General features: G+C 64.6%; 14 protein-coding genes and 1 tRNA gene. 8 read left to right on the plus strand and 7 right to left on the minus strand.

Features of this window, described 5'->3' with window-relative positions:
* Positions 1–46 precede the first annotated feature (46 nt).
* The gene (locus H977_RS0107750) at positions 47–613 is read right to left on the minus strand and encodes a TetR/AcrR family transcriptional regulator (protein WP_029107328.1); all 567 of its coding nucleotides are present in this window, start codon (positions 611–613) and stop codon (positions 47–49) included.
* Positions 614–729: 116 nt separating this feature from the next.
* On the opposite strand from H977_RS0107750, the gene H977_RS0107755 reads away from it, so the two are divergent.
* Positions 730–2,409: an alpha/beta hydrolase gene (locus H977_RS0107755; RefSeq protein ID WP_502691149.1), complete on the plus strand. Its 1,680-nt coding sequence runs from the start codon at positions 730–732 to the stop codon at positions 2,407–2,409.
* 17 nt (positions 2,410–2,426) lie between these two features.
* On the opposite strand, the gene H977_RS0107760 is transcribed toward H977_RS0107755, so the two are convergent.
* Positions 2,427–2,499 (minus strand) — tRNA-Gly (locus H977_RS0107760).
* 192 nt (positions 2,500–2,691) lie between these two features.
* On the opposite strand from H977_RS0107760, the gene H977_RS35585 reads away from it, so the two are divergent.
* The gene (locus H977_RS35585) at positions 2,692–4,401 is read left to right on the plus strand and encodes a serine/threonine-protein kinase (RefSeq protein ID WP_051288732.1); all 1,710 of its coding nucleotides are present in this window, start codon (positions 2,692–2,694) and stop codon (positions 4,399–4,401) included.
* A gap of 42 nt (positions 4,402–4,443) precedes the next feature.
* Here the strand turns inward: H977_RS35585 and H977_RS0107770 are convergent, their stop codons facing one another.
* The 3 genes from H977_RS0107770 to H977_RS0107780 all read right to left on the minus strand — a co-directional run bounded on the left by H977_RS0107770 (position 4,444) and on the right by H977_RS0107780 (position 6,928).
* A complete protein-coding gene (locus tag H977_RS0107770; protein ID WP_029107330.1) occupies positions 4,444–5,097 on the minus strand; it encodes a cysteine hydrolase family protein in 654 nt (217 codons plus the stop codon).
* Between the two features lie 101 nt (positions 5,098–5,198).
* The gene (locus tag H977_RS0107775) at positions 5,199–5,945 is read right to left on the minus strand and encodes an SDR family oxidoreductase (RefSeq protein ID WP_029107331.1); all 747 of its coding nucleotides are present in this window, start codon (positions 5,943–5,945) and stop codon (positions 5,199–5,201) included.
* A 95-nt stretch (positions 5,946–6,040) separates the two neighbouring features.
* On the minus strand, positions 6,041–6,928 hold the full coding sequence (locus tag H977_RS0107780; RefSeq protein ID WP_029107332.1) for an alpha/beta fold hydrolase: 888 nt from the start codon (positions 6,926–6,928) through the stop codon (positions 6,041–6,043).
* Between the two features lie 371 nt (positions 6,929–7,299).
* On the opposite strand from H977_RS0107780, the gene H977_RS32705 reads away from it, so the two are divergent.
* The 5 genes from H977_RS32705 to H977_RS0107805 all read left to right on the plus strand — a co-directional run bounded on the left by H977_RS32705 (position 7,300) and on the right by H977_RS0107805 (position 13,724).
* A complete protein-coding gene (locus H977_RS32705; RefSeq protein ID WP_051288733.1) occupies positions 7,300–10,083 on the plus strand; it encodes a helix-turn-helix transcriptional regulator in 2,784 nt (927 codons plus the stop codon).
* A gap of 125 nt (positions 10,084–10,208) precedes the next feature.
* Positions 10,209–11,051: an alpha/beta fold hydrolase gene (locus H977_RS0107790; protein WP_029107333.1), complete on the plus strand. Its 843-nt coding sequence runs from the start codon at positions 10,209–10,211 to the stop codon at positions 11,049–11,051.
* A gap of 48 nt (positions 11,052–11,099) precedes the next feature.
* Positions 11,100–11,735: a pyridoxamine 5'-phosphate oxidase family protein gene (locus H977_RS0107795; protein WP_029107334.1), complete on the plus strand. Its 636-nt coding sequence runs from the start codon at positions 11,100–11,102 to the stop codon at positions 11,733–11,735.
* Positions 11,728–11,919 carry a hypothetical protein gene (locus H977_RS35195; RefSeq protein WP_155946562.1) on the plus strand — a complete coding sequence of 64 codons (192 nt, stop codon included), beginning with the start codon at positions 11,728–11,730 and terminating at the stop codon, positions 11,917–11,919. The genes H977_RS0107795 and H977_RS35195 overlap by 8 nt, the downstream gene beginning before the upstream one ends.
* 41 nt (positions 11,920–11,960) lie before the next feature.
* The gene (locus H977_RS0107805; RefSeq protein WP_029107335.1) at positions 11,961–13,724 is read left to right on the plus strand and encodes an MOSC and FAD-binding oxidoreductase domain-containing protein; all 1,764 of its coding nucleotides are present in this window, start codon (positions 11,961–11,963) and stop codon (positions 13,722–13,724) included.
* A gap of 419 nt (positions 13,725–14,143) precedes the next feature.
* On the opposite strand, the gene H977_RS34390 is transcribed toward H977_RS0107805, so the two are convergent.
* Positions 14,144–15,529, minus strand: a complete 1,386-nt coding sequence (locus tag H977_RS34390) for a WXG100 family type VII secretion target (protein ID WP_051288734.1) — start codon at positions 15,527–15,529, stop codon at positions 14,144–14,146.
* Positions 15,529–15,837, minus strand: coding sequence for a WXG100 family type VII secretion target (locus H977_RS0107820; protein ID WP_029107337.1), 309 nt, complete (start codon positions 15,835–15,837; stop codon positions 15,529–15,531). The genes H977_RS34390 and H977_RS0107820 overlap by 1 nt, the downstream gene beginning before the upstream one ends.
* Before the next feature lie 401 nt (positions 15,838–16,238).
* On the opposite strand from H977_RS0107820, the gene H977_RS35200 reads away from it, so the two are divergent.
* A complete protein-coding gene (locus H977_RS35200) occupies positions 16,239–16,643 on the plus strand; it encodes a hypothetical protein (RefSeq protein ID WP_155946563.1) in 405 nt (134 codons plus the stop codon).
* The last annotated feature ends 33 nt before the right edge of the window (positions 16,644–16,676 follow it).

Consider the following 16,676-nt stretch of genomic DNA (forward strand, 5'->3'; position numbering starts at 1 on the left):
TGCCGGCGGGTTCGGGGAGCTACGTGATCGAGGGAGCGGGTCGCGGCTAGAGCGTGGCGCCGAGGGCGCGCAGCACGAACCGTTCGATGGCCTCGACCGGAAGATGGCGGGGTGCCAGGCACGCATGTATCAACGACATGGTGGCGGGTTCGTCGTCGACCACGAACTGGCCCGCGGAGACGCCCGCGGCCAGGATCTCGCGCAGCACGTCCTCGACGGCCACGACATGTTCGCGGATCGCCAGCATCGTCTCGGTCGACAGCGCGCCGTAGAGCTGCATGCCCATGCCCATGTGGAATTCCTGCCCAGCCTCAAGCTGGTGGCGGATGTAGACCTTCAGCCGTTCGGCCGGATCGTCGACTTCGGACAGGGCGGCCCGCAGCCCGTCGAGGTAGCGCGTCGTCTCGTGCGAGGCGAACGCGATCACCACTGATTCCTTGTCGGGGAAGTGGTGATAGATCGCCGTCCGCCCGATACCGGCCTCGGCCGCGAGCTTGGCCATGGTGATCGCGTCGAAGCTGTGATCGGCCATCAGCGCGGAGAAAGCCTCGAAGACGCGCTGTTGGACCAGCTCGCGGTGTTCTTCGACCGATGAGGCGCTGATCCTGGGCACGCTCGACTCTAACGCCCGCCACGGAATCCGAAGCTGTTGGTCCAGCCTTGGCAATCGGCCGGTGATCGCGCGGTCCTCTACAGTCTCGGTACCCAATTGAATGAAGGACGGTGCTCGTGCTGCGTGCCTTGCGTGGTCTGGCCATCCCGTCGCGCGTGGCCGCGGCGGCGCGCACACTGCATCCGGTCGGTTTGTCGGTGGCCCTGTTGTTCTTCGCCTGGTCGATGAGCCCGTCACTGCTGCCGCGGGCCTGGTATCTGCAGGGAGTGGCGACTGGTATCAGTGTCGGGATCGGGTACGGGTTGGGGTGCGCCGTGGCGTGGGTGGTGCGCCGGTGCGGGGTCAGCCCGCAATGGTCGGCGCGCACCCGCAGAATCGGGTGGTGGACGCTGGCCGGGACGGCTGTCGCGGTCATCCCGACGTTTCTGGTACTCGGGTCGTGGTGGCAGCAGATCCTGCGCGATCTGATCGGCATGCCGCGCACCGAGCGGTCCTTCTACATCCTGGTGTTGTTTCTCGCGGTGGCGATCGCTGCGACGCTCGTCGCCATCGGGCATGGATTACGTTGGGCCACCAATCGTTTGACTGAGGTGGGCGGGCGCGTGGTGCCCGCCCCGGTGGCCCGGCTGGCCGCGGTGGTGATCGTGGTGACACTCCTGGTGATGGGGCTCGACGGCGCGCTGCATCGCGGCCTGCTGGGTATGGCCGAACGATCCGCGAAGGTGGCTGACAAGAGCACCGCGGAGGGAGTCAAGCGACCTGGTGCGCCAGAGCGCTCGGGTTCGCCGGCTTCGGCGCAGGCGTGGGACACCCTCGGGCGGGAAGGCCGCACCTTCGTGGCCGGTGGCCCCAGCGCCGAACAGATCTCGGCCGTGACGGGCGCTCCGGCGCTCACCCCGATCCGCGTCTACGCCGGCCGCATGTCCGCGGACAGCGTCCAAGGCACCGCCGAGCAGGTGATCGCCGAACTGCACCGCACCCATGCCTTCGAGCGCAAGGTGCTGGCCGTCGTGACGACGACGGGCCGGGGCTGGGTGAACCCCAACGTGGCCGCCGCGCTCGAATACGTCAACGGCGGGGATACCGCGATCGCGTCCATGCAGTACTCGTTCCTGCCCAGCGCGCTGTCCTTCATCGCCGACCGGGAGACCCCTCCGTTGGCAGGCCAGGCGTTGTTCGAAGAGGTGCACCGGGTTTGGGCCGCACTGCCGCACGCCACGCGGCCGAAGTTGGTGGTGTTCGGGGAGAGCCTGGGCTCCTTTGGCGGGCAGTCGGCGTTTGCCTCCGGTGCCGATATCGTCGCCCGCACCGACGGTGCACTCCTGGTCGGCACACCCAACTTCGCACAGCCATGGGCCAGGATCACCGCCTACCGGGATCCTGGCTCGCTGGAGCGACTGCCGGTGGTCGACGGCGGCCGCCACATCCGCTTCGCATCCCGCACGTCCGATGTGAATTTGCCTGATCGGTGGGAGTTTCCGCGCGTGGTGTTCTGGCAGCATGCCAGTGACCCGATTACGTGGTGGTCGTTCGACCTGATGCTGCACCGCCCGGACTGGTTGCGGGAACCGCTGGGACCTGATGTGGACCCGGGGATGCGGTGGCTGCCGTTCGTCACGTTCTGGCAGGTGACGCTCGACATGATCTTCTCCGCCGAGGTGCCTTACGGGTACGGGCATGCTTTCGGCCCGGATGCGGCTGCCCTGTGGGTCGACATCCTGGCGCCGGGCGGCTGGGATCCCGCGTTGACGGAGCGGATCCAGGACGCGATTGCGGAGAGCGATCTGCCGGACTGAGCCCAATCGCACCTTTGAGCGGATGACGGGATTCGAACCCGCGACCCTCACCTTGGCAAGGTGATGCGCTACCAACTGCGCTACATCCGCGCGCCACGAGCGAGATCGTCGCCCGTCGCGATGCAGGACATTAGCCGACCGATGCGCGCAGACACAAATCCCTCAGCCTGATTTGCTATGTGGGGCAATGTAAGTACGCCGAGCCTCCGGCCGGTGGGGCCCAGGCGCCGCTGAACGGGATGCCGACGGCGAGGGGCAGAGTGCAGTTCGTAGTATTCCTGGATGCCGCTCAACGTCGGTGAGACGTTCGCCATGTTCCCGATCATTCGACTGCTGAGCTCAGGCCGGCTGGGGGAGACGTACCTCACTCAGCACCCCCGGCGTTCCGGCCGTGACGCGTTGACGGTGCTGCCCACGGAATGGGCCGCCGAACCCGGGTACCCGCAGCGGTTCTTTCGTGAGGCGGATCTGGCCGCCGCGTTGTGGCATCCCAGCATCGCCAGGGTCCGCGGTCGTGGAGAACACGAAGGGCACCTCTGGATATCGACCGACTTCGTCGACGGCGCGGACCTCGCCGGTCTCCTTGATCAGAGATACCCCGACGGCCTACCGCGCGAACAGGTTTTCAGCATCATCCTCGCGGTTGCCGGGGCGCTCGACTACGCCCACAAGCATGGATTGCTGCATCGCGACGTCAGGCCGGCCAACATCATCCTCACTGACGTGGACAGCGATGCGGAGCCGCGCGCGGTTCTTGCCGGACTCGGCATCGCGCGCGACGTCGTGGCCGTGGACAACCCCGGCTACGCAGCACCGGAACAAATGGTGGGGGAGGACGTCGACGGTCGCGCCGACCAGTACGCCCTGGCATGCACCGCGTATCACCTTTTGACGGGGGCGCAGCTGTTCGCGCACGCCAATCCCGCGGTCGTGGTGAGCCGCCACGTCAACTCGAAGCCGCCGGCGTTGGCCGACACTCGGCCCGAGTTGGCCGACCTCGACCCGGCGCTGGCCAAAGCTCTCGCCAAGAACCCGGCAGATCGATTCGTCAGCTGTGGCGCTTTCGCGCACGCGTTGGCCGATGAAACTCCCGTGCCTGCACTGACTTTGGCGTCGGCCCCGGCCGCACCGGCCCCCGAGCGCGGGTACCGGCTACCTGCGAAACCAGGCTGGGTGCCCGCAGCAGCGATCGCCGCGGTTGGCGTCGTCGGCCTCGGGCTGTGGCAGTTGTGGCCGTCCCCTGACGCCGCAGCGAGTGAACAACCCAGCTCACTGCCGAGCACCGACACGGCGACTGTCTCAAATGTGGCGATCGCCCCACCGCCCATTGCCCCGGTCTTCGACGGCCTCTACCGGCTCGACTACGACAATCCCCGCGCCACGCTGAACGGCAACCCCTGGCCGGGCGCGGGCAACCAAATCGCAAGCTACTGGTGGGCATTCCGGTCGGCCTGCAAACCGTCGGGGTGTGTTGCGACGTCGACGCGGATGGATGGCTCCAACCATTCCGTCCCCTACGCCGAATCCGGCGGCATGACAGCCGTATTCCGCCTCCTCAACAATTCCTGGCAGGCCGATCCGGGGACAGGCTCACTGCCCTGCGAGGCGCCCATCGTCGGGCAATCTCAGGCGATGGCTACGGCGTTGGCATTGACGCCACAACCTGACGGCATGCTGGCCGGCGCGCAGACCACCACCATCCAATCCAACGAGTGCGGGCTGCAAGGCGCGGTGATCACCGTGCCCGTGCACGCCACCCGGCTCGAAGACGTTCCGCCGGGCAGCCCGGTCGCCGATCCTGTCGCGATCCCGGATCTGCTGCCGCCGGCTCCTCAGCTGCCACCACCGGTTCCGGCCGGGCCTCCAGTTCCTGCACCGCCGCTGCCGGTTCCTCCGGTGCTCCCGCCGCCGTCAATCGGCCCGATCGTGCCGAGTCCTGTCCCGCCCGCTGGACCCGTGCCGTCGGCTCCGCCACCGCTTCCACCGGCGTAGTTTCTCGACACAGGCGATGAGCAATCGGGACCGCTCTCGTAGTCACGCTCCGGTAATGGCAGCAACTACCTCACCTGTGGTGACGACGGAGTGGGCGAGAAACGCATAATTGACCAATGCTGCCTGGTAACCGTCCCCACGAGTCGGGTGCCGTGGGCCGGCCGTGGCGTCACGAACGACAATCACTTCGAAACCATTCTCCAGCAGGTCCCGCAAGTGCGACTCCACGCACATGTTCGCCAACATTCCGCACAGGATGACCTTGGCGATACCCCGCTTACGGAGTTGCAGGATAAGGTCATTCGATTGCGGGCTCCACACCTTGTGTGGGCTGACGACGATCGTCTCGCCGTCCTCAATGTAGGTCTTGAATTCGTCGAGCCAGTCGGCGCCAGAGCCGACGAATCCTTCCAGTGTGAGCGCGCCGCTTCGGGCGAAGCTGTGGGTGCGGAACTCGTCTGATTCGAGCGGCCCGTTGAACAGCCAAGTGCTGTCGGTGGGGTAGAAGTAGTGCGGTGAGATGAACACGCCGAAGCCCGTGGCCTTGGCGGCGGCAAGGATGTCGACCAAGTGTTGGACTGTGTTGTTCTCGGTCACGCTGGCTCCGACTGCGTCCCAGTTTTTTCCGGTGGGACTGAGGACGTCGTTCTGTGGGTCGATGATCACAACTGCAGTGTCGTTGTTGTCGTACTCCATCGAGAATCTCCTTCTACGGGTACCACATGGATATTCAGATCGTCTCGCCTCGCGGCATGCTTACCTTCGTCCGGCGGCATCGCGTGGTGTGGCGGGCGAAGTTAGGTTTGCTCTTGTCCGCCGTCGACGAATAGTTCGGCGCCGGTCATGTAGCTACTCTGATCGGAAGCGAGAAACACGACGGCGGAGGCGATTTCATCTGGTCGGCCGAGCCTGCCCATCGGAACGCCCGACGCGATATCGTCCAGCAGTTCCTGTTCCTTGCCGGGAGTCGCGAGACCGGCCAACCCCGGTGTCTTCACCGGCCCAGGGGCGATGGTGTTGACCCGGATGTCGTTGCCGACCAGTTCGGCTGCCCAGGTTCGGCCGAAGGACCGGATGGCGGCCTTGGATGCAGCGTAGACGCTGAAGGTGGGTGTGCCGTTGGAGGCAGTTGTGGAGCCGGACAGGATGATCGAAGCGCCGCGGTTGAGTATGGGCAGCATTTTCTGAACGGTGAACAGTGTTCCGCCGACGTTGCGGTTGAAGGTGTCGAGAAAGTGTTCCGGGGTGATATCGGGCAGGGCGGCGAACTCCCCGCCACCCGCGTTGGCGAAGAGCACGTCCAGACCATGCCCGTGGTCGGTGATCTTTGCGACGACTGCGTCGAGATCACCTAAATCGGTTATGTCACTGCGGATTCCAGTCGCGCTGGGTCCGATGGAGGCGACTGCGGTGTCGACGCTGGGTTGATTGCGGCCGGTGAGGAAAACATGGGCGCCCTCGGCGGCGATGCGTTGTGCGGCGGCCAAGCCGATACCCGATGTCCCGCCGGTTACCAGCGCGGTCTTGCCCTGTAACACGGTCATAGTGGTGTCCTCCGATGGTGGTGTCGAGCGAGCGGAATGGGTTACGGGTTTCGTAAGGACGACAGTGGGCTCATGGGCCGGCGGGCAGTGTCCGATCAATTCGTCGTCGCGGTGGCCAGTGCTCGCGGCATGAAGTCGCGGATGTACCCGCTGATCTCCTCGCCGTGGGTTTCCAACGCGAAGTGGCCGGCGTCGAGGAGGTGGAATTCGCCGTTGGGGAAGTCGCGGCGGAACGCTTCGGCGCCCGGGGCGCCGAAGATTTCGTCGTTCTTGCCCCAGGTAACGAGCAAGGGCGGCTGGTGGATGCGGAAGTACTCCTGGAAGGCGGGGTAGCCGTCGAGGTTGAATTGGTAGTCCCAGAACAGCTGTAGCTGAATGGCGTCGTTGTCTTTGCGGTCCAGGCCTAGTTGGTCGAGCTGCCAGGTTTCTGGTGCGATCCTGTCCAGCCGATCCGCTTGCACGCCGTGGGTGTACTGCCAGTACGTGGTTTCGGGCGTGAACTTTTCGCGCACGCCGTCCTCGTTGGCGGCGCGGTCCTGGGCGTGGGCGAACAGGATGTCCCAGAACGGTGTGAAGCCCTCGAGGTAGGCGTTGCCGCTCTGGGTGATCAAGGCGGTGATTCGTTCAGGGCGGCGACTGGCGATGCGTAGGCCGATCGGGGCACCGTAGTCGTGGATGTAAACGGCGAACCGGTCGAGGCCGAGGTGTTCGATCAGACCTTCGGTGATTTCGGTGAGGCGGTCGAAGCTGTAAGTGAACTGGGTGGTGGTGGGCATGGCAGAGCGCCCGAAGCCGATGTGATCCGGGGCCACGAGGTGGTATTCGTCGGCCAGGGAGGTGATCAGGTTGCGGAACATGTGCGAGCTGGATGGAAACCCGTGCAACAGCAGGAGCGTGGGGTTGTTCGGATCGCCGGCCTCGCGGTAAAAGACCTCGAGTCCGTCGATCGTCGCTGTGTTGTACCGGGTGGCAAAAGCACTCATAGACGTCACCTGTTCGGAAGCTGCCGTCCCGTGCTCGGGCCGGCAGGGCAATGGGCGTGGTGTGCGTGTCGGCACCGCCGACTACAGGAGCCGACCACGGAGCCGGGCTCGCGCGAATCCGGGATGAACCCCAGTGATTGCGGAGTCCGGGGCGATGGGGTTTGACGGATTGACGTCTGGCACGCAATCGGCGCCCGACGATGTGGTGTCGTTCGATAACACGAAGCTCGCGCATCGCTGTCAGAATGCGCTGGTCAGGTCTATTCTCTGTTCTCACTAGATTGCACCGTCGGAGTGGGCCGCGTCAGTTGCCTGCACCGGCGATGGGCGTGGAGGGTCGCTTGACCGATGGTTGGTTGAACCCTGCTGGCGTGACCCATACCCTCCTCGGGCGGGCTGCGGAGTGCGCGATGCTCGACAAGCTCGCGACCGACGTCCGCGGCGGCTTCAGCGGCTCGCTGGTGTTCACCGGTGAACCCGGCGTCGGCAAGACGCGCTTGCTGCAGTACATGGCGGGCGCGGCGGCCGATGCGACGATCCGCTGGATCACCGGAGCGCAATCGGAGTTGCGGCTGGGCTTCGCTGCCCTGCACCGGCTCGTCCTGCCCTATCTCAATCGCCTGGACAGACTGGCTGGCCCGCACCGCAATGCGCTGGAGGTGACTTTCGGTCTCACCGGCGGGCCGCCGCCGAGCCGACTTCTGGTGAGCCTGGGCGCATTGGCGTTGCTCTCCGACGTTGCTGCGGAATGTCCGTTGGTCTGCCTGATCGACGATGCCCAGTGGCTGGACCAGGAATCGCGCCTGGTGCTGGGATTCATAGCGCGTCGGTTGTACGCCGATCCAATCTGCATGGTGTTCAGCGCCAGAGAGCATGCCGGAGACCTGACCGCGTTGGACGGATTGGCGACCCGCCGGATATCTGCGCTGGATCCGGCGGCGGCCCACACTCTGCTCGCCGAAGCCGTGTCCGGGTCACTGGATCGGCGAGTGTCAGCGCGCGTGATCGATGAGACCGACGGCAACCCACTGGCGATGCTGGAGCTGGTGGGTGAACTCACCGCCGAACAGTTGGCCGGGCGGTTCCCTTTGCCACGCCGCCTGCCGGTCGGGCGTCGAGTCGACGTTCACTTCCTTGCACAGGTCGCCACGCTGTCATCGGAGGCGCGCACTGTTCTGCTCGTCGCCGCGGCCTGCCCCGACGATGAGCCATCTACAGTGTGGAGAGCCAGTGCGTTGCTGGGCGTCGCCGCAGACGCGGCCAATCATGCTGTGCAGCAAGGCATTATGGCTGTGGAGCCGCGCATCACATTCCGTCATCCCCTCATCCGGTCGGCGGTGTACGACGGTGCGACATCCGAGGAGCGACAGCGAGTGCATGACGCGCTGGCCACGGTGGCCAACCGTGACGGCGATGACGACCAGGCTGCGTGGCATCGGGCGGCCGCCGTGACTACTCCTGAGGAGACGATCGCCGCTGATCTGCAGACTTCGGCGACGCGCGCGCAGCGGCGGGGCGGCTACACCATGGAGGCCGCGTTCCTGACGCGCGCCGCCGAGTTGTCGCCCGATTCCCGCGACCGCGCGCTGCGGTATCTGGCTGCCGCGCAGGCATATCTGGCGAGCGGTGACGGCGCTCTGGCCGAGGCATTACTGGATTTGGCAACTCCGGAACTCGACAACGCCGGTATGCATGTCGCGGTGAACCGCTTGCGCGCAGCGATCTCGGTGTTCTTCTCCCGGCACAAAGACGCCCCCGCCATTCTGTTGGAGGCGGTGACGAGGGTCGAGCCGGCCGACGTGTCGCTGGTCCGGCAGATTCTGTTCGATGCCATGCAGGCCGCGATCGTCGCCCGCCAGTACACCGCCGGCACGACTCTCGAAGAGGTGGCGCACGCAGTGCTTGGTGCCGCTCGCGACCCGAGTCGGCCGCCGAGCGGCAACGATCTACTGCTGGATGGTTTCGCCACTCGAATCGCCAGCGGTTATGCCGATGCGGTGCCGCTGCTGCGAGCTGCGGTGGCGATGATGTTCACCGACGAGGCGGCTGCCCACGTCGACATCCCGTCAACGATTCTGGGTTGGTTCGCCGCCGACGACGTGTGGGACGAGCAAGGGCGTCGAGCGATGTTCGAGCGCGCCGAAGTCGTCGAGCGCCGTCAGGGAGCCCTGGGAGCGATGCGGATCACCCTGGCCGGACTCTCGACAAGCCAGGCCTGGGCAGGAGAAATGGACGATGCCGAGAACAGCTACGGCGAGGCCGCCGAGATCTCGGCGCTGATCGGGGTGCCGCCGCCCGCGACCACCGGCGTGTTGTTGGAAGTTCGCGCCTGGCAGGGTCGCGAAAGCGAGAGTCGCGCGGTGGCATCCTCGACCGCGGACTGGGGTCGTCAGAAGGGCGCCTCGATTCTGGAGATCTTCGCGCTCATGGGTTTGACCGTCTTGGAACTCGGACTGGGCAGGTACCCGGAGGCGCTCGGATGGGGATTACAGATTTTCCACGATGATCCGCCCGGCTTCGGAAACCGGGTGCTACCAGAGGTCATCGAGGCCGGTGTCCGTGGCGGAGACAGAGCCTCCGCTGAGGTCGCGCTGGCGCGGCTGACCGAACGCGCAACCGCCGCGGCCACCCCGTGGGCGTTGGGTATGTTGGCGAGGTCGCGGGCATTGATGGCCTCCGACGCTGACGCCGAGATGTACTACCTGGAGGCCATCAAGCAGCTGGCGGAGACCGCGATGCGCACCGAACTCGCCCGTGCGCACCTGCTCTACGGCGAATGGTTGCGCCGTAGGAGACGTCGCCGCGACGCGCAGATTCAGCTGCGGACGGCCTACGAAATGTTCACAGCGATGGGAGCCGCCGCGTTCGCCGGTCGCACAGGCGCCGAGCGGCGCGCAGCCGGCCAGTCGACGGCTGATCCGCCGCGCGTAAACAACCCGTTCGGTCTGACACCGCAAGAGGCACAGGTGGCACGCCAAGCCACCATCGGGGCTACCAACGCCGAGATCGCAAGTCGGCTGTTCATCACGGTGTCCACCGTGGAATACCACCTCAGCAAGGTCTTCCGAAAACTGGGCGTGACGTCGCGCCGGCAACTCGCGTCCGCCCTCTCTACGGGCCTGCAGGGGGATTTCGGTGGCAATACGGCCCCGTGACCGGAGGACCGACTGGGGTTTTCCCATGATTCGTGCGTGGCGACACTGTGATGTGCTGATCGAACCACGCGCTCTGAGCGCGAACGGCGCCCTGGCAACCCTCATCGTGCTGAAAGGCGATCGCCATGCCCTTCATCTCGGTCGACGAGGAAAACACCACCGACATCGACCTCTACTACGAAGACCACGGAAACGGTCAGCCCGTCGTCCTGATCGATGGCCACCCTGTCGTCGGACATGCCTGGGACAAGCAGGTTCCCGCATTGCTGGCCGCCGGATACCGCGTGATCACCTATGACCGGCGCGGATTCGGCCGCTCAGGACGGGCCACAATCGGTTTCGACTACGACACCTTTGCTGCGGACCTCAACGCGTTGCTGGAGGTCCTCGATGTCACCGACGTCGTCCTGGCGGGATATTCGACGGGCACGGGTGAAATCGGCCGGTACCTGGGCACCTATGGGCCGGCCAGGATCGACAAGGCCGTCTTCATCGCCGCCTTGGAGCCCTACCTACTGCGAACCGACACCAACTTGTCGGGTCTGGACGGCGCGGTCTTCGCCTCGGTCTTGGCCGCCGTGGTCAAGGACCGCTACGCGTTCCTCCGTCAGTTCTATGAAAACGTCTACAACACGGACGAGACTCTCGGCAGCCGTATCAGCGGCGAGGTCATCGAAAGCTCTTGGCAAGCAGCATGTTCGGGGTCAGCGTACGCATTGGTGGCCGCGGTGATCACCTGGACCACCGACTTCAGGGCCGACGTAGCCAGGATTGCCGGATACGACATCGGTGTGTTGATCGTCCACGGGACCCACGACCGGATCCTGCCCATCGACGCCACCGCACGTCAGTTGCGCGCACTGCTTCCCCGCGCCGAATACGTCGAGATCCCTGGAGCGCCACACGGTCTGCTGTGGACCTACGCCGAGGACGTCAACCACGAACTACTGACGTTCCTCGCGCACTGAGCCCGGTCGGCAGGAACCCTGGGCACCATCTTCTGAAGGAGCATTCTCGTGAGCAAACATTACGGCGCCATCGCGTTCACCGAAGCGGTCCGCGACGTCCAGCGCGACCACGGCAGCCACGCCTTCTACGACCGCAAACGCATTCAAGGCACTGCGGTATCCGGTACCGACGCGCTCACCGCGGACGAGAAGGACTACCTCGCCGAGCGGGACAGCTTCTACCTGGCGAGTGTCAGCGAAACGGGCTGGCCCTACGTCCAATTTCGCGGCGGCCCAACCGGTTTCCTGCGCGTCGTCGACGACCACACCATCGGGTGGGCCGATTTCCGCGGCAATCTGCAGTACATCAGCACCGGCAACATCGCCGGCGACAACCGGGTCGCCCTGATCGCCATGGACTACCTGCACAAGCGCCGGCTCAAGATCTATGGTCGCGCCAGCATCGTCACCGAGGAACAGGACCCCACCCTGGTCGGGAGCTTCGCCGATCCCGCCTATGACGCCACCGTCGAGCGCGCCGTGCTGGTCGCCGTCGAGGCCTTCGACTGGAACTGTCCTCAACACATCACCGCGCGGTTCACCTTGGAGGAGCTCGAAACACACCTCGCACCGCTGCGCCACCAACTCGCCGAGTTGCACGCCGAGAACGCCCGACTACGCGACAAGCTCGACCGCCGTGAGTAATTCGCCTTCGCCCACCCACGACGGTGACGTGGCAAGCTCGCCCGTCCTGCCACGTCCCACCCGCTCGGATCCCGCAGCGAGGTACCCCCCGGACTTTCACCCGTTCGTCGGCAACGTCGCCTCGATGGCGGCGTCCACCGCGACGATCGTCGCCGTGCTGTCTGTCATTCCCGGCTTCGGCTGAGATCCGATCGATAATCGCTTCGTCCCCAGAGAGGAACCGTGATGGCGACACTGACGTCAGTGAATGTCGGCATGCCCAGGAGTGTCGAATGGAACCATCGCACCGTCTACACCGGCGCGTGGAAACAACCGGTGACCGGGCCCCGGATGGTGCGTCGGCTCAACGTCGACGGCGACGGACAAGGTGACCTGGGCGGCCACGGCGGGGAGAACCGCGCTGTCCTGATCTACCAACTCGACTCCTACCGGCACTGGGCGCAGGTGTTCGACCGTGATGACCTGGTACCAGGGCTATTGGGGGAGAACCTCACCGTCGACGGGCTTCCCGACGACGAGGTGTGCATCGGTGACCGATACCGAATTGGGCAGGCGGTCTTGGAGGTAACCCAGCCGCGGGTCACCTGCTACCGCGCCGGCATGCGCATCGGCGAACCACGGATGGCGGCACTGCTGGTCTCGCACGGGCGACCGGGGTTCTACTGCCGGGTGATCACCGAAGGTGAAGTCGAGGCCGGGCAAGAGATCGTGAAGATCAGCTCTGGACCCGAGCAGGTGTCGGTCGCCGAGATCGACGCACTGCTCTACCTGCCTGGGCATCCCCGCGACGCCCTACAACGCGCACTGCGCATCCCGGCGCTCAGCCCCGGCTGGCAGACGTCCCTACGGAGCCTGGCGGAGCAGGCCCAGAGCCCGGCGGGATCAGCAGGCAACGTCGGGCTGACAGCCGCTGCGGGTAGCCCGCCGCCGGCATGGACCGGGTTTCGCCCACTGCGTGTCAGTGCTGTCCACGACGAAAGTCGACGTGTGCGCTCCGTCTCGCTAGCCGACCCCGACGGCGCGCCACTCCCAAAATGGCTTCCTGGACAGTCGATCACGTTGCGGCTCTACCCCGAGCTGAGCGGCGCGCCGCTGATCCGCAACTACTCGCTGTCCAACCCGCCAGGGTCCGCGGATTACCGGATCAGCGTCAAACGAGAGCCACATGGCCTGGCCAGCGGGAACATTCACGCTCGCGTCCACCCCGGCGATCTCCTCGACGTCGCCGCACCACGGGGCACCTTCTTCCTCACCGACACAGTCACGCCTGTGATCCTGCTCTCCGCCGGAGTGGGAGTCACCCCGGTGCTCTCGATGCTGCACTCACTCGCCGCGACACGCTCACAACGTGAGCTCTGGTGGCTGCACGGCGCCCACAACGGAGAGGAACACCCATTCGCCGAGGAAAGCCGCGATCTACTGAAACAGTTGCCTGGCAGTCATTCCCACATCTTCTACAGCCAGCCAACGGCAGCCGACCGACTCGGAGTCGACTACACCGAGCAGGGTCGGCTGTCCCGCGAAGTGATCAGCACACTCGGCCTGCCACGCGACGCAGACGCCTATCTTTGCGGACCGTCGACGTTCATGAACGAGCTCAGCTCCGGCCTCGCGACATACGGACTGGATCCCTCCTGCGTGCACTCCGAACTGTTCGGCGCCGCAGCCGCCCTCACTCCCGGAATCGCTGCGACGGCAATCGCCCCGCACCCACCTAAGGGACCGTCCGGACCGGGTCCTGAGGTCCAGTTCGCCCGCAGCGGCGTCTCAGCGCCGTGGGGTCCGCCCAGTACGAGCCTGCTCGAATTCGCCGAAACGTGTGACGTCCCGACCCGGTGGTCGTGCCGCACCGGGGTATGCCACAACTGCGAGACTGCACTTTTGTCTGGGACAGTCCGTTATGACCCAGAGCCCTTGGAACCCCCCGCCGAGGGCAACATTCTGATCTGTTGTTCACGCCCCTCCGAAACGGTCGTCATCGATCTATGAAGGCGCTAGCGCTCTCCGTAGATCCGAGTCGACGGAGTACACGTGGCCACGTTAAGGCGATTTTTCGAACTATTGCTCGTGATCATCTTGCGGCAGTGCGCTATTCGCGTCACCAGGCGTTGGTCCGCTAGACAGAGGTCCGGAGTGGTTTTCGCCATCATGCGTCCATGCCCACCACGCACCGATGGCGCCTACGAGGGGGACGGTGATGAACCAGAACGACAACATGAATACCGGCGCTGCGAAGACTAGGTCCCACATCAGAAGGCCGATGTAACTGTCCGAGGACTTCGTCTTGACACCGGAATCCGGAGAGAGCGCCAAGGCATAAACAACGATCACGGTCGCTATGTAGACCAGGAATGCCGCCCCGACAGTTGACCAGAACCATCGCCACTTAGACGGCTTGTTGAATCGCATCATCGTCCTGTTCCTACGGTCGGGATACCATCCCGAAAGGGGTCCTCGAGCTTCGTAGTGTGCTGTGTGAACGGATCGGGCGCGAACGGAATCGCGTTCTCCAGCTGCCATCGCCAGTCCGGGATGTCGGGGCGAACGGGCGGGATAGTGGCGTCACCGATCCAGTGGCTCCGCATCAGACTAGTCCCCGGACCCCATTCGCTACCGGAGTTTGCCGGCGTCCATTGCAGTACTTGCGGAGGTATTCCTTCGCGGTACTGGTACGTCTCCATACTGGGGTAGATCGTTGTGTTGCCACCAAGATTGACCGTGCCATTGTCTTGCGGGTCGAACGTGATCCGTCCGTTGACGGTCAAATCCATTGCTACACCAGCAGGGTTCTCGTAGGCGTCCCAGGCGTTGTAGTCGATCGTCATTCGCCCGTCGGGAGATTGGACCACGTGGATCTCGGGTGGTGCGGTCGCTGCACCGCCCCGTTCACCGTCGACTGTCGTGGTGGGGTTTTGCCGGATGGCTACAACGCCATTTTCGTAATCGACGAACAGGGACACCCGTGAGTGTTCGGGGTCTGCGGTAGCGCTCGGACCGCGATTGTCTCCGAAGTTCTGTGGGAACAGCCGCAGGTCTGCGAGGTCCTGCCCGTCCTTGAACGTGTTCTGTACCCACTCGGCGGGGATGAACCAATTGGTGCGCACCACGCCTTTGCCTGGCTGCGGGGTGAATCGGCCCGCCACGATCTTGGGCGGCTCCCCGTGATTCTTCGGGTCGTAGCTGTGGGGGTCCAGTCCAGCGGCCATCCGCCAATCGTTGGCGCTGACCGGCTCACGACCGTAGACCTTCTTGAACGCTTCGATCTGATGGCGCGACCGCTCGTCGTTCTGGTTGATCGGGATGGTGGGCGGATTGCCGGGTTCGTCGGTGCCGTCAAGCAGGTTGAGGCCGTGCGCGAGTTCGCGGTCGATCATTTCGGCAGAGGCTAGAAGCTGTTTGAGCGTGGTGGTGATGTAGTCGAGGTCGGCTTGGTTGACGTCGTCGGTCAGCGGCGTCACGATGCCGGTTTCGAGGTTGATGTCGAACTTACCGCGGGCCATTTCCTGCACGTTGTGCAGGAACGATTTGAGACCGTCGATCTCATCGGCGGCCTTGGAGATGACTTTCGATGCCTCCTGGCGGGCAGCGACGTGGCTAGACAGATAGGTGCCAAGTTTGTCGAGGCTGTCATTTGCAGCGTCCGCGGCCTGACCACTCCAGGTGCCGAGGATCGGGAGATCCCGGAGACCGTTTTTGACGCCATCCATCGAACTGGAGCTGGCGTCTAGTGCCGTCGATACTTCCCGGACCTGTCCCGCATTCCACCGTTCGACGTCGGCGAGCGTCAGGGACATCAGAGGTTCTGGCGGATGCGGAGCAAGTCGACAGCGGAGTCCTGGTCGATGGTCTCGTACTTGTTGCCGATGTGGCGGAATGCATCACGGTGGTGGGTGAGTTCGTTGCTGATGTGATCGGCGACGGTTTGAAGGTGGTCCAACTTGCCCTTGAGTACCTCGCCTGATGATCCGACCCATCCCGAGCTGGCCGCTGTGATGTCGACGTTTGCCGATTGCTGCGCCTGGGTGTGGTCGGCCTCGTGCATATCTAGGTGATCAGCGGACATGAACAGGTGCGTCGGATCGACTTTCAGCGACTGCGACATTGCTTCCCCCTCAGCAAGCAGTGTTAGCTACATGGCCAGGCTACCTGCCTGCGGCAGCCGTCTACTCCGCGCATTACCGGGCAAATGCAAAATATGCCCCAGAGGGCTCAAGCTGACGGGGTTAGCGAGCCACCTGTGGGGCGTCTGTAGTGGGTGACTCGCCCAGCTGGGCGAGTTGTGTGGGACGGAAACCGGTCCAGTGCCAGTCGTCAATTCGGCGACCTACGCGACTTCGGCGCGGGAGTCTAGGGTTCGACTGAGCGATGACCGTGCCAATTATGGATGCTCGCCACGCCAGCAGCGGGCGACCGGATCGCTGGGGACGCTGAGACGACCAGACTCGGGTATCCGCGCTGCGAGGGGCCCGGTTCTGGTTGATCGGCCGCGGGTGCGGTGACGGGATGTCCGATCAGGGTGGTTCTCGGCGGTTCGATGAACCGCAGGATCTCGCTCTGCGCAAAATTACCTTGACGGTGCTGGCCTTAGCTGCGCGCGGCGGCCCAGCACTGCCAGGCATTGGAACGATGCTGACAGACGTTCGTGCGACGGCTCAGACCGCAGGCTGTAGACGACGGATGACAGGACATAAGCGCGCGGTTTCAGGATTGGCGCGTGCTGGTGGTTGTCGTGGCACCGAAGCTGACCATCGTTATCTGGAATTATCAAGGCTTGCAAGGAAAGTCGGGCATACGTCGCTGATCAGCGCAATGCTCGAAAACAAGCATATGTATGGATTGATGCATATTCCCGCCGATGCTCGGCGCCGCTGGACGATCCCGGCCACAGGCCAGCTGCCGCCTCGTTGACGGTCATCTTTCGCGCGGTGGTTGGGCACGAAT

The organism is Mycobacterium sp. URHD0025, assembly GCF_000426065.1.
Taxonomy (GTDB): domain Bacteria; phylum Actinomycetota; class Actinomycetes; order Mycobacteriales; family Mycobacteriaceae; genus Mycobacterium.

What these genes read in the sequence shown, in the direction of transcription:
- H977_RS35585 (WP_051288732.1), top strand. Translation starts at nt 2,692, where the DNA reads ATGCCGCTCAACGTCGGTGAGACGTTCGCCATGTTCCCGATCATTCGA.
- H977_RS0107770 (WP_029107330.1), bottom strand. Translation starts at nt 5,097, where the DNA reads ATGGAGTACGACAACAACGACACTGCAGTTGTGATCATCGACCCACAG.
- H977_RS0107775 (WP_029107331.1), bottom strand. Translation starts at nt 5,945, where the DNA reads ATGACCGTGTTACAGGGCAAGACCGCGCTGGTAACCGGCGGGACATCG.
- H977_RS0107780 (WP_029107332.1), bottom strand. Translation starts at nt 6,928, where the DNA reads ATGAGTGCTTTTGCCACCCGGTACAACACAGCGACGATCGACGGACTC.
- H977_RS0107790 (WP_029107333.1), top strand. Translation starts at nt 10,209, where the DNA reads ATGCCCTTCATCTCGGTCGACGAGGAAAACACCACCGACATCGACCTC.
- H977_RS0107805 (WP_029107335.1), top strand. Translation starts at nt 11,961, where the DNA reads ATGGCGACACTGACGTCAGTGAATGTCGGCATGCCCAGGAGTGTCGAA.
- H977_RS34390 (WP_051288734.1), bottom strand. Translation starts at nt 15,529, where the DNA reads ATGTCCCTGACGCTCGCCGACGTCGAACGGTGGAATGCGGGACAGGTC.
- H977_RS0107820 (WP_029107337.1), bottom strand. Translation starts at nt 15,837, where the DNA reads ATGTCGCAGTCGCTGAAAGTCGATCCGACGCACCTGTTCATGTCCGCT.
- H977_RS35200 (WP_155946563.1), top strand. Translation starts at nt 16,239, where the DNA reads ATGTCCGATCAGGGTGGTTCTCGGCGGTTCGATGAACCGCAGGATCTC.